Below are 12,563 nucleotides of genomic sequence, written 5' to 3'. Positions count from 1 at the left end.
GACCGGCGCGCTTGCTGTTCGCGCGGCTCCCTGCGGGCGGCGCGGTAGTGTTCGAGCGCCTCATGCGCGTGCTGAAGTTTGTCCTCGAACTAGCGCCGGAAGCCTCCCGCATCACGTCATCACTTCGCCGCTGCCAGCGAACTCAAGTCCGCTGACTTCAACTGTCCGCCCTGAACCACCGCCGCAAGCGGTTTGCCGATCACGAAGCCACCGTGATCGTCGACGCCCGTCACACTTTGCGGATTAGCCTGTGGCGGCAGCGCCTTCACGGCTTTATCGAACTGATTGCGGATCGCGGTCGCGTCGCTGACGCTGCCGGCCAGCTTCATCGCGAGTGCCGTTGCGTAGACCGCGGTGTAGTTCAGCGATACTTCCTGGCTCGGATCACGGCCACCGTGACTCTTGCGGAAGCGCTCCACAAACATTTTGGCGTTCGGCGTGTCGTCGTTGGCCAGCGGCAATACTCCGATCGCGCCGTTCAGCGGTGCATAGCCGCCGGTCACCTTGGCCACTTCGTCGAGCTTGGCCTGGTCCATCACGATAAAGCCGCCCTTGAAGCCCAGTTCGCGCGCCTGCTGCGCAATCAGGCCGGTCGGCTCGGATGGGCCGCCGATAAACATCACATCCGGTTTGGCAGCCAGCACACGGCTCACGCCGCTGTAGAAATCGGTGGCGCGGTTATACGACATCGAATTGTCCGCGACGATCGTGCCGCCGGCTGCTTCCCACGCGGGCTTGAATGCGGCGACCCAGACCTTGCCGTAGTCGGTATCGGTGGCGGCGAGTGCAACCTTCTTGCCGTACGTCGCCATTTCGTACTTGATGAACGAGTTCAGATACGAGGTGAACGCGGGAGGAATGCGCACCGTGAGCTTGTTGCCGCGCTCGCTGATCTGCGGCACGCTGGTGTACGAGAGCAGCAGCAGTTTCTGTTGTTCGTTGCTGGTCTGCACGGCGAAGCCACCGCCCGAATGCGGCACGAGCACCACAGCCGCCTGCTGTTCCTGCGCAAGACGACGCGCGTTGATCGCGGTTTCGGCGGGGTTGTACTTATCGTCGAGCGGCACGATTTCGAGCTTGATCTTCTTGCCGGCCACTTCGATGCCGGCCTGATTGACGTCGGCGGCCGCCATCTGCATGCCTTCGAGCACTTCCTGGCCGTACTTCGCCGCGCCTCCGCTCAACGGACCGGAGTAGCCGATATGCACCACCTGTTGCGCCATCGCGGCGCCCGTGCCCAGCAGCGCCGTCGTGGCGACCGCCGCAACTACTCCAGCGCGTCCGCACAAGCGTTTGATCGTCATACGTGTCTCCTTTGGGATTGTTCGAATGGCCCGGCGCTTAAGCGTCAGGCGTCAGGCTGTGCATCAAATCCGTTCAGCCGCCGACGTAAGCGCGCCGGATCGCCTCGTTGTTCATCAGACTCGCGTGATCGCCTTCGAGCACGATGCGGCCGTTCTCGATCACGTAGGCACGGTGCGCGATCTTCAACGCCGCAAACGCGTTCTGTTCGGCGAGCAGCACCGTGGTGCCCGCGCGATTGATCTGCTGGATCACCTCGAACACCTGCTTGACCACCAGCGGCGCGAGACCGAGCGACGGTTCGTCAAGCAGTAACACCTTGGGGCGGGCCATCATTGCGCGGCCGATCGCCACCATCTGCTGCTGCCCGCCGGACAACGAACCGGCCGCATGATCCTTGCGTTCGGCGAGAAGCGGAAAGAGTGCGAACACCTGATCGAGATTGCGCTGATTGCCGGCCCTGTCTCCACGATGCACATAGGCACCGAGCGTGAGGTTCTTCAACACCGACATGCCCGGGAACAGCTTGCGGCCCTCGGGGCAGTGAATCACGCCGTTGCGCACGATCTGCGCGGACGTCATGCCGAGCAGCTCGCGCGTTCCGAGGCGCAGGCTGCCGCTCGCAGCGCGGCGCAGGCCGCTCGTTGCGAGAAAGATCGAACTCTTGCCCGCGCCGTTGGCGCCGAGCAGCACGACCAGTTCGCCGTCGTCCGCGTGCAGCGTAATGCCGTCCAGCGCTCGGAAACTGCCGTAATCGAGCGCGACGTTCTCAAACTTCAGCATGTTCGCTCCCAAGATAGGCATCGATCACGGCCGGGTTGGCGCGAATCTCGGCAGGCGTGCCCTCGGCGATTTTCTTGCCGTAGTTCAGCACCATGATGCGATCGGCGAGCTTCATGATCATGTTCATCTTGTGTTCCACCAGGCACACCGTCACGCCGTGTTTCACCAGCTTGCGGATCAGTTCGGCGAGGCCTTCGGTCTCTTCGGGATTGACGCCGCCGGCGGGTTCGTCGAGCAGCATCAGGCTCGGTTCGGTGGCGAGTGCGAGCGCCACGGCTGCACGCTTGCGCTCTTCCTGCGAGATGTCGCCGGCCATCCGTTCCGCAATTGCCGACAGCCCGACGAAATCCAGGGCCTCGCGCGCCTTCTCGCGGCAGATGCGTTCTTCCTGTTTGAGCCGCGCAGAATGCGTCAACACGTCCCACAGCCCCGAGCGCGTGCGCAGCCGGTGGCCGACGATCAGGTTGTCGAGCACGCTCGCCCGGTCGAACAGCGCGGTGGATTGAAACGTGCGGGCGATGCCGAGACGCGCCATCTGATCGGCAGCCAGCTTTGTCACGTCCTGGCCTTTGAAGCGGATGCGTCCCGAGCTCGGCAGATGGGTGCCGCTGATCAGATTGAAGAAGGTGGTCTTGCCCGCACCGTTCGGTCCGATGATTGCATTGATCTTGCCGGCTTCGATATGCGTGCTGACGTCGTCGACCGCGACGAGACCGCCGAAGCGTTTGCTGAGCGAGTCGATTTCAAGCATGGCGGTCTCCGCGCGTGGGCTGCGATTGGAGCGCGACGCCGCCGCTTTTCGCCGTTGCCAGTTTCGCGCGCCGGGTTCTTGCCCGATACAAACCGACGATACCGTTCGGCAGAAAGATCACCAGCAGAATCAGGATCGGGCCGAACACGACGAAACGGTACGCCTGCAAGAACTGCAGATACTGCGTGAGCCACGGTATGGCGAGCGCGCCGAGCAGCGGGCCGGCGAGGGTGCCGATGCCACCCACCAGCATATACATGGTCATGTCGAAAGTATGCTCGACGCCGGCCAGATCTGGTCCGAGAAAACGCACGGAGCCCGCATAGAGGCCGCCCGCGAGCCCGGCATAGACGACCGACAGCACGAAGGCCAGCACCTTGTTGCGCATCAGGTTGATACCGAGCGACTGTGCGAGACCGTCGCTATTGCGGATCGCCATGAAGGTCCGGCCAAGCAGCGAGTCGACGATGCGATGCATCAGCCACACGCCGAGCACCAGAAAGGCGAACACCAGGTAATAGAGCGGCCGCGGATTTTCAAAAGAGACGATGCCGAAGCCCGAAGGCGCAGGGATGCCGACGATGTCCGAGACCCCATGCGTGAGGCTGTCCCATTTCTCGATGACGAGAAACATGATGTAGCCGACGCACAGCGTAAAAATAGAAAAGTAGTGGCCGCGCAGACGCAGCGAAACAAGGCCGACCAGCGCCCCCAGTATCGCGACGACAACGCCTGACGCAATGAACGCGATCCAGAACGGCACCTGATGATCGACCGTGAGAATGCCCACCGTGTACGCGCCCACCGCCATAAAGCTGCCGTGCGCGAGATTGAACTGCCCCGTATAGCCGGTGATCAGATTCAGCCCGACGGTGGCCAGCGCGAAGACGTACGCGGTGGACATCACGGTGAGCATGTAGTCGTTGGTGGCCAGAAACGGAAACACGAGACCGAGCACGAACAGCAGTGTCCACCCCAGCTTGCCCTCGAATAATTTCATGACCGGTTTCACGATGCGCGCAGTTCCCTGGTGAACAGTCCTTGAGGACGAACCGACAGAATCACCACCAGCAGCACGAAGGCGATGATGTCCTTGTAGTCGGTCGAAATGTAGAAGGCGCCAAAACTCTCCGCCATGCCGATGATCAACCCGCCGACGATCGCGCCCGGCACGCTGCCCATGCCGCCGAGAATGATGATCACGAAGGCCTTCAGGATCACCAGTTGGCCCATCGCCGGATAGACGAGGTTGATCGGCGCGTACAGCGTGGCGGCCACGGCGGCGAGAAGGCCCGAGATGCCGAAGGTCAGCATCGTCACCTTGTTGGCGTCGATGCCCATCAGCGAGGCGCCTTCGCGGTCCTGCGCCATCGCGATGATGCTCGAGCCGATCACCGTGTATTTGAGGAAGAGTTGCAGCAGCACCACCAACGCGAACGCTGCGCCGATGATCAGCAGGCGCTGCACGGGCGCGGTCACGCCGCCCAGATCGACGATCCCGGCGTAGGGCGTGGCCATACGATGAAAGTCCGCGCCCCAGATCGCCTGCGCACCGGCTTCGAGAAACAGCAGGAGGCCGATCGCGGCGATCATGGGATGCAATTCGGAAGATTTGCGCAGCGGATGGAACACCAGCCGCTCGGCGAGCATCGCGAGTACTGCGACCGCGAGGCCGGAGCCGATCATCGCGAGCCAGTAGTTCCAGCCGAGCCGGCTCATCAGGTAGAACGAGACGAACGCGCCGACCATGTAGAACGCGCCGTGCGCGAAATTCGGCACTGCGAGAATGCCGTAGACCAGCGTGAGTCCGAGTGCGACGAGGCTGTAGATGCCGCCCAGCGTCAAGCCGTTGAGAAGCTGCTGCAAAAACATGTCCACGCTTTGACACCCTCCAACGGAAGCACGCTGTGCAATCGTTACCCTTGCTGCAGGGGACGCATCGCCGCACACCTGACTACGGACGGGACAACAGCCGCTCTCTCGAATCCGGCGACCGTTATCGACGGTTGTCGACGCTTGAAACACGCACGCATCGGCGCGAACTGGAAATGGCGATGTGTGGCGGCGCTAGAGAAATTTGGCACGGGCGTTCACTTTCCGTCAACAGGTTTTTCCATTTGATTGTTCTGCATTGCAGATTATTAGGGAAGTCACTTAGATGACGCGCATCAAGTCGCCCGTTCGCATGATCCGGCGCACCGCCTGCGCGGCACGCCGGCATCTCGCGTTCTGCGCCGGCTAGAACATGTGCCGCATGCCGATATTCACGCCGGCCGTCGTGCCGGTCGCTTCGTTCAGTGCGTTGTTGACGGACAGTCCAGTGTGCATGGCACCGTGGTTGGTCACGAAGCCAGCTTGCCCATACACCACGGTGGCCTTCGACAGGGAATAGTCGAGCCCGGTGGACGCCAGTATCGAATTGTTCGACGAGTTGTTTCCGTCGCGCGTGACCCACACACCCGCGTCGACGTTCAGCGCCGGTGTGATGCGATAGCTGGCGCCGCCTGAATAGACACGATCGTTGAACGAGCCTGCCACTTTGTACTGCACGTAGGAAGCCTTCACGGTCAGGTTGTTGAACACGTAGCTGGCGCCGAGCGCACGGCCGTCGAATTCGACCACGCTCGGAATCGCGATCGATGCGGCGCTGCCTCCGGCGTTGCCGCTGTAGAGCGCGGCATCGACGGTCAGCGTGCCGAGGTGGTAGCGCAGGCTCGCCGAGTACTGGCGGCCCGCCTGAAAGTTCCCGGCCGTGCCGCCCAGCGCCATCATCGCGCTGGCTTGCAAGCCGGCGATTTCCGGCGACGTGTACGAAATGCCGTTCGGATTGAACAGGCCGGTCACAAAGACATTGTTGAGATAGGTGATGAGACCGCTGCCGAAGTACGACATCTCGCGCGGATCGAAGTCGTACACCGCGAGGAAGAAGGGCGAGAACTGCAAGCCGGCCTTGACCGTGCCGTAGCGGGTGTCCACGCCGACCCACGCCTGCCGCCCGAACTCGTTGCCGTTCGAATTGCTGAACGCGCCGTTGGCAATGCTGATGCCGCTTTCGAGTTCGAAGATCGCACGCATGCTGCCGCCGAGATCTTCGGCGCCACGCATGCCGAAGCGCGAGCCGGAGAGGCCGCTGTCGGTGAACGAGTATTGATGGCCGGCGCTCTGACCTGTGGCCGCGTTAAGCGTTTTGCTGGTGTAGAGGATCGAGCCGTCGACGATGCCGTACAGCGTGACATTGCTTTGTGCATGGGCGCTCTGGGCCGTGCCCAGGGTGCATGCTCCAACTAATCCAAGAATGGCTCCAACTCGATTGCGATGACTTGCCGGCATGCTTCGTGTCTCCTTGTTTATTGGAATCAATTGAACTGGCGAAGTAATGCTTGTGCTGCAAGATTCTGGCGATCTGTTGCGCGATACGATCTCAACAGGCAAAAGCGACAATAGCGGGCCCTCGCGATCTGATAAGGGATGCGAAATATTGGATCTGCTGGTATGCGTTTCGAGTCCGGTTGCCGGCTGGCTTGTCTCCTGGGTGCGGGGGCGGCCCGGCGCTGCTATGAGTTCATCGATCGCGTGCTTGCGCACAGGATGCAGGCGCAATTTGGCACGACCGTTCGTTCTGTGTCAACGGGGGAAACCGCTCGTTTGGCCTGCAATGCAGGCCAAAATAGGGAAAACACCTGGCACTGAAGGCGTGCTTGAAGTGCGCCGTAAGGCTATGTAATACAAGGAGATTGCCGGAATTATCCGGTTTGAATTGTGAGAAAGACGGCTGATTCGGTGGTTCTGCATTGCAGAACTATCAAAGAGCGGACTCAGCGTGTGCCGAACGTCTCTATCAGCATGTCGACGAAAGCCTTGACCCGCGCTGTCATCTGCAACTGTTGCGGGTACACCGCATAAATATCGGCACCCGGCGTGCGGTATTCCGGCAATACGTGGATCAGGCGGCCATCGGCGAGATACTCCGCGATATCCCATTCCGCCCGCATCAGAATGCCGTGACCGTCGAGCGCCCACTTCACCGCGATCTCGCCGTCATTGGTGGTGAGGTTGCCGCGCACGCGTACGGTCTCGGTCTTTTCGGTCGAACCGCGTCCGCTGGTCAAGCGCCAGAGCCCATAGCCATCGTCACCCTGACGAATGCCGATGCAATTGTGTTGCGATAACTCCGCCGGACTGCGCGGCGCGCGCCGTCTGGTGAAATACGTTGGCGATGCGCAAAGCAATCGCCGGTTCGGCGCGACCCGGCGCGCAATTACGCGCGCATCCGGCGGTTCGCCGAAACGCACGCACACGTCGAAGGCGTCGTCGCTAATCGGTGGCGGGTCGACGGAGAGTTGCAATTGCACGTCCACCTTGGGAAAGCGCCGCACAAATCGGGAAATGAGCGGCGCCACGTGACTGCGGCCGAAACCGAGCGTCGCGTTCACGCGCAACAGGCCTTTCGGGGCCGCTTGCGAGCCGCCGAGCAACTGGGCCAGGTCGTCCATTTCGCTCAGGATGCGTCTGGCGCGAGTCAGGTAGAGTTCGCCCTCCGGCGTAAGGCTCATACGCCGGGTCGTGCGATTCACGAGCGACACGCCCGCGCGCGATTCCATTTGCGCCAGATGCTTGCTCACGGCTGCCGTGCTCAAGCCGAGTTCGCGCGCAGTCGCGGTCAGACTGCCGCTTGCGGCGAGCTTGGAGAAGAAGGCGAGGTCTTCCGGTTGTATCGACGAAGTCATGTTGAGTGGGTCGATGAGCAGGCCGATGAACAGCCTATTATTAACTGCAGGTTAAGGATGCTTTGAGTCTAGCAGCGTTTTCGCGTGCGGTCGCCATACTAGGATGCAGCCATACGTTCAACACCAAGGAGACGCCAGTGAAGACCTATCGCATCGCAACCATTCCCGGCGACGGCATCGGCAAGGAAGTCGTGCCCGCGGGCCAACGGGTTCTCGAAGCCATCGCTGCGCGTAGCGACGCCTTCCAGTTCGAGTTCGAGAATTTCGATTGGGGCGGCGATTTCTACCGCCAGCACGGGGTGATGATGCCGGCCGATGGGCTGGATGCCATCCGCAACAAGGATGCGATTCTGTTCGGCTCGGCGGGTGATCCGCATATTCCCGATCACGTGACGCTTTGGGGATTGCGCCTGAAGATCTGTCAGGGCTTCGATCAGTACGCGAACGTGCGTCCCACTCGCATCCTTCCTGGCATCGACGCTCCGTTGAAGCGCTGTGGGCCGAAGGATCTCGACTGGGTCATCGTTCGCGAGAACTCGGAGGGCGAGTATTCCGGCGTAGGTGGACGCGCACACCAGGGCCATCCGATCGAAGTGGCAACGGACGTTTCGATGATGACCCGCGCGGGCGTCGAACGCATTCTTCGATTCGCGTTCCGTCTCGCACAGTCGCGGCCGCGCAAGTTGCTGACTGTGATCACCAAGAGCAATGCGCAACGCCACGCAATGGTCATGTGGGACGAGATTGCGCTCGAAGTCTCGAAAGAATTTCCTGGCGTCAAGTGGGACAAGGAACTCGTCGACGCCGCCACCGCACGCATGGTCAACCGTCCCGCCACGCTCGACACGATCGTCGCGACGAACCTTCACGCGGACATTCTCAGCGATCTGGCCGCGGCACTGGCCGGCAGCCTCGGCATCGCGCCGACTGCGAATCTCGACCCCGAGCGCCGCTATCCCTCGATGTTCGAGCCGATTCACGGTTCCGCATTCGACATCATGGGCAAGGGTCTCGCCAATCCGGTCGGCACGTTCTGGTCGGTTGTGATGATGCTCGAGCATCTGGGCGAAAGGGCCGCTGCCCAGCAGTTGATGGGCGCGATCGAACGCATCACGGCTGACCCGACGTTGCACACGGGTGACCTCGGCGGTACGGCCACAACAGCGCAGGTGACCGACGCGGTCTGCGCGATCCTCGCAGCGGAATCGGCGGCGTTCAAGGTAGCCTGAACTGGCTGCATGCAATACGCAACGCGCATTAGACAAAAACAAAACGCCCGGATGAATACGTCACGGGCGATTTAAAGACTGGAGACTGGCATGGCCAATGAATTGCAAGCCCGTGTGGTTCGCAAGCTGACGTGGCGTATTTTGCCCTTCGTCATGCTGCTTTATTTTGTGAGCTTTCTCGATCGTGTGAACGTCGGCTTCGCGGCGCTCACGATGAACAAGGACCTCGGCCTCTCGCCGACCATGTTCGGGCTCGGCGGCGGCATCTTCTTTCTTGGGTACTTTCTGTTCGAAGTGCCCTCGAACCTCATTCTGAACAAGGTCGGTGCGCGCATCTGGATCGCGCGTGTGATGGTGACGTGGGGGCTGGTGTCCGCGGCTTCCGCGTTTGTCGTCGGGCCGAATTCGTTCTATACGCTGCGCTTCTTGCTCGGCGTGGCCGAAGCCGGTTTCTTCCCCGGCATCATTCTTTATCTCAGCCAGTGGTTTCCCGCGCGGCAACGAGCAGTCGCGGCGGCCGCGTTCATGGCGGCCGCACCTTTGTCGACGGCAATCGGATCGCCCATTTCAGGCGCCATCATGCAGATGCCGGCCCTGTTCGGCTTGAAAGATTGGCAATGGCTTTTCCTCATCGAAGCGATTCCTGCGGTCGTTCTCGGGTTCGTGGTTTTGAAAGCGCTCACCGATTCGCCAGAAAAGGCGGCGTGGCTTGCCGCGGATGAGAAAGCGTGGCTCGTCGCGACCTTACGCGAAGAACGCGCGGGACGTGAATCGCAGGCGGGACACGCGGCAGGTGCGCTCGCCGCGCTGCGCGACCCGCGCGTGTGGATCATGTCGATGATTTACTTCGGCACCTCGGCGGGACTCTATACGCTCGGGCTGTGGGCGCCGCTGATCATTCGTCAATTCGGTTTTAGCGCGCTGGGTACCGGCGCGTTGAACGCGATTCCCAGCGTGCTGGCCGTAATCGGCATGGTGCTGTGGGCGCGCCATTCGGATCGCACTGGCGAGCGCACGTGGCATGTGGTGATTCCGTGCGTCGCAGCCGGCATCGGGCTCGCATGGGCAGGCTTTGCGGATACCGTCCTTGCGGTGGTGCTCGCGCTGATCCTCGTGAACGTGGGCATTAGCGCGGCCAAGGCGCCGCTGTGGGCCATGCCGAGCACGTTCCTCTCTGGCGCCGGCGCCGCGGCCGGTATCGCCATGATCAACTCGATCGGCAATCTCGGCGGTTTCGTCGGCCCGTTTGCAATAGGCTGGCTGAAGAGTGTGACGGGTGGATATGCTGCCGGGCTCTATGTGGTTGCGGCGAGTCTTGCGGTTTCCGCCGTGCTCACGTTGGCTATCGGCCGGCGAGGATATCGGGCGGCTCCTGCGCCGCAATGATCTCGCTGGTTTTTGATCGGCTTTCTGATTGAAGATGTGCCTCACTCCCGCGCTGATTGTTGCCCGCTGACTTGCCGCAAATAGTGGCTAGCGCGGAGACAGCGAGGAAGTGCAAGGCATCATCACGCGTATTCAATGCTTGAACAATCCCGAATTCTTACCCTCGAAATGCATCGTCGAAGATTGCGAAAAGCTTGTCGCGGGTGCACCGTAACCTGAGCTGTCACCAGAGCCCGACATCTTGTGTGAGGGCTGCTGATATTGCGTACCCGGCTGATTGTTCTGCGTGTCGTGCATCGAGACGGTGGGTGCCGTCGTTGTGTCGTTCATCGGTGTGTTCATCTGCTGGGCAAACGACAGAGTCGGGATGGCGACGATCGACGCAACGAGCATGATGTGTTTGAGTGCTTTCATGATAGTTCTCCAATAGTGTGATGGTGCCGCGCCGACCATTCCGGTCGATGCGTATTCACAGAATAAGCAGCGTTCCTTAATTTCTCCTTAGGCGAGGCCAAATTACTTTCTTCCGTATTTCGAAGCGCGGAAATACTGGACGATAGTGGCGAGAACCTGTGCTTGATGAGGACACGCATAAGCATGTCTTAAGAAAAAATCGTGCAGAACCAAATGGGGATGAGAACTGTTGGTGTTCTCGCTAAACATGCGCTTTAGGGGCTTTATGATTTCCGTGCCTGAATCGATTACGCTTCGTTGTTATCGACACGATATGCAGGCACGTCACCATGGCATCCAAACATGAAGTCAAGCGGTACAGAGCCAATCTCTCCGATGAACTCCATAGCGCCGCGCTCTATGAAACGCTCGCGAAAGTTGAAAAGGACGATACGCGCAAGCAGGTCTACAGTGACCTCGCGAAGTCGGAACGCGATCATGCAGAGGTGTGGGCCGATAAGCTGAGAGCTAACGGCATTCAGCCGACGGGCGCCGGTCAGGCTGCGAAGACGCGCCTGATGAAAGCACTGGTGCGCTTGTTCGGTGCGGGTTTTGTGCTACCTACGCTCGCTGCAGCCGAGTACGCCGACCGCAACAAATACCAGGGGCAACCGGACGCGGGCCGTATGTCCGCCGACGAGCATCACCACGCGGCGGTAGTCCAGACCCTGGCTCACGGCGGCGGCGACCCGGACCTGTCGCAAGGCGCGCGTATTGCCGCTGCGGAGTCGTGGCATAAGGGCGTTTCGTCGGGTAACGATCTGCGCGCGGCCGTGCTCGGTGCGAACGACGGTCTCGTGTCGAACTTCTGCCTGATCATGGGCGTGGCCGGTGCGGGAACGGGCAACAAGGCGATCCTGCTCACGGGGCTCGCCGGTCTCATTGCCGGCGCGTGTTCGATGGCGTTGGGAGAATGGCTGTCGGTGACCAATGCGCGCGAATTGGCTAGTACCCAGATTGCTAAAGAAGCGGAAGAACTGGAGGTGTCGCCGGAAGCCGAGGAGCACGAACTCGCGCTGATCTATCGTGCGAAGGGGCTTGACGCAGTCGAGGCCAAACGGGTGGCTTCGCAGATGATGCGTGACAAGGACAAGGCGCTCGATACCTTGACGCGCGAGGAGCTCGGACTCGATCCCGCCGAGTTGGGCGGCAACCCGTGGTCTGCTGCGGGGGTTTCGTTTTGCCTATTCTCGGCCGGGGCGATTTTTCCGGTGATGCCATTCCTGTGGACGCACGGGCTTAACGCGATCGTTCAATGCATCGCACTTAGCATGATTGCACTCGCATCCATTGGGGTGTTCACCTCGCTGTTCAACGGACGCAGCGTGGGATTCTCCGCAACGCGGCAGGTCGTCATTGGCCTCGTTGCCGCGGGGTTCACGTTCGGAGTTGGGAAGCTGTTGGGCGTGTCGATCTCATGACAGGGGGCGTGGCGTCGGCTGATGCCGCCGCCACTTCGTTGGCATCAATCTCCATCCCCCCAGCCATGGCGCTCGCGCCATTCGCGCTCGTGCTCCTCATGCTCGTGGTGGCGCCACCGTCGTTCGCGCCACTCCTGACGCTCATGCCACTCGCGGGCGCGCCAGTCGTCGCCGTAGCCGTAGCCATATTCCACCACCGGCGGGGGCGCATAAACGACCGGCGGAGGCGCAATGTAGGCCGGTTCCGCAGGCACAAAAACCGGCCCAGGAATGCCGATGCCGATGCCCACGTCGACGTGCGCGGAAGCGACTGTGGAAGCCACTAATATCGCGCCGCCGAGAAACACTGATAATAGGTTCTTGCGCATGTTTTTCTTTTCGCCTGATGGTTGCTGGCGATGACAGTGGAGATGGTGCGCAGTGTAGGCAGGGCCGCGGTTTGCAGGTGCAAGAGGGATGCGAGATTCGTAACACGGAGTAACGGCGCGCAGCCTTAAGGTTGCCCTAATGA

At 61.1% G+C, this 12,563-nt stretch carries 12 protein-coding genes; 3 read left to right on the top strand and 9 right to left on the bottom strand.

Annotated features, from left to right (window positions below; genetic code table 11):
• Positions 1 to 119: 119 nt before the first annotated feature.
• The 7 genes from M0D64_RS22020 to M0D64_RS21990 form a co-directional block, all read right to left on the bottom strand.
• A complete protein-coding gene (locus tag M0D64_RS22020; RefSeq protein ID WP_266259231.1) occupies positions 120 to 1,304 on the bottom strand; it encodes an ABC transporter substrate-binding protein in 1,185 nt (394 codons plus the stop codon).
• Between the two features lie 73 nt (positions 1,305 to 1,377).
• Positions 1,378 to 2,085, bottom strand: a complete 708-nt coding sequence (locus tag M0D64_RS22015; RefSeq protein ID WP_266259230.1) for an ABC transporter ATP-binding protein — start codon at positions 2,083 to 2,085, stop codon at positions 1,378 to 1,380.
• Positions 2,072 to 2,836, bottom strand: coding sequence for an ABC transporter ATP-binding protein (locus M0D64_RS22010; RefSeq protein ID WP_266259229.1), 765 nt, complete (start codon positions 2,834 to 2,836; stop codon positions 2,072 to 2,074). The genes M0D64_RS22015 and M0D64_RS22010 overlap by 14 nt, the downstream gene beginning before the upstream one ends.
• Positions 2,829 to 3,836, bottom strand: coding sequence for a branched-chain amino acid ABC transporter permease (locus M0D64_RS22005; RefSeq protein ID WP_266259227.1), 1,008 nt, complete (start codon positions 3,834 to 3,836; stop codon positions 2,829 to 2,831). The genes M0D64_RS22010 and M0D64_RS22005 overlap by 8 nt, the downstream gene beginning before the upstream one ends.
• Before the next feature lie 8 nt (positions 3,837 to 3,844).
• Positions 3,845 to 4,714: a branched-chain amino acid ABC transporter permease gene (locus M0D64_RS22000; protein ID WP_266259226.1), complete on the bottom strand. Its 870-nt coding sequence runs from the start codon at positions 4,712 to 4,714 to the stop codon at positions 3,845 to 3,847.
• Positions 4,715 to 5,074: 360 nt separating this feature from the next.
• Positions 5,075 to 6,166 carry a porin gene (locus M0D64_RS21995; protein ID WP_266259225.1) on the bottom strand — a complete coding sequence of 364 codons (1,092 nt, stop codon included), beginning with the start codon at positions 6,164 to 6,166 and terminating at the stop codon, positions 5,075 to 5,077.
• 485 nt (positions 6,167 to 6,651) lie between these two features.
• On the bottom strand, positions 6,652 to 7,563 hold the full coding sequence (locus tag M0D64_RS21990) for a LysR family transcriptional regulator (protein WP_266259224.1): 912 nt from the start codon (positions 7,561 to 7,563) through the stop codon (positions 6,652 to 6,654).
• A 137-nt stretch (positions 7,564 to 7,700) separates the two neighbouring features.
• On the opposite strand from M0D64_RS21990, the gene M0D64_RS21985 reads away from it, so the two are divergent.
• Together M0D64_RS21985 and M0D64_RS21980 are read left to right on the top strand one after the other, a co-directional pair.
• Positions 7,701 to 8,792: a tartrate dehydrogenase gene (locus M0D64_RS21985; protein WP_266259222.1), complete on the top strand. Its 1,092-nt coding sequence runs from the start codon at positions 7,701 to 7,703 to the stop codon at positions 8,790 to 8,792.
• Between the two features lie 90 nt (positions 8,793 to 8,882).
• On the top strand, positions 8,883 to 10,178 hold the full coding sequence (locus tag M0D64_RS21980; RefSeq protein ID WP_266259220.1) for an MFS transporter: 1,296 nt from the start codon (positions 8,883 to 8,885) through the stop codon (positions 10,176 to 10,178).
• A 132-nt stretch (positions 10,179 to 10,310) separates the two neighbouring features.
• Here the strand turns inward: M0D64_RS21980 and M0D64_RS21975 are convergent, their stop codons facing one another.
• Positions 10,311 to 10,592, bottom strand: coding sequence for a hypothetical protein (locus M0D64_RS21975; protein ID WP_154560721.1), 282 nt, complete (start codon positions 10,590 to 10,592; stop codon positions 10,311 to 10,313).
• Between the two features lie 329 nt (positions 10,593 to 10,921).
• Between M0D64_RS21975 and M0D64_RS21970 the strand changes: the two genes are divergently transcribed.
• Entirely contained in the window at positions 10,922 to 12,052 is a 1,131-nt protein-coding gene (locus M0D64_RS21970; RefSeq protein ID WP_266259219.1) for a VIT1/CCC1 transporter family protein, read from the top strand.
• Between the two features lie 44 nt (positions 12,053 to 12,096).
• Here the strand turns inward: M0D64_RS21970 and M0D64_RS21965 are convergent, their stop codons facing one another.
• Complete coding sequence (locus tag M0D64_RS21965) at positions 12,097 to 12,420, bottom strand: hypothetical protein (RefSeq protein WP_154560718.1); 324 nt, start codon at positions 12,418 to 12,420, stop codon at positions 12,097 to 12,099.
• Positions 12,421 to 12,563: the final 143 nt, after the last annotated feature.

Source organism: Paraburkholderia sp. WS6 (genome assembly GCF_030464835.1).
Taxonomy (GTDB): Bacteria; Pseudomonadota; Gammaproteobacteria; order Burkholderiales; family Burkholderiaceae; genus Paraburkholderia; species Paraburkholderia madseniana.
This window is presented reverse-complemented; position numbering and strand designations above follow the sequence as displayed.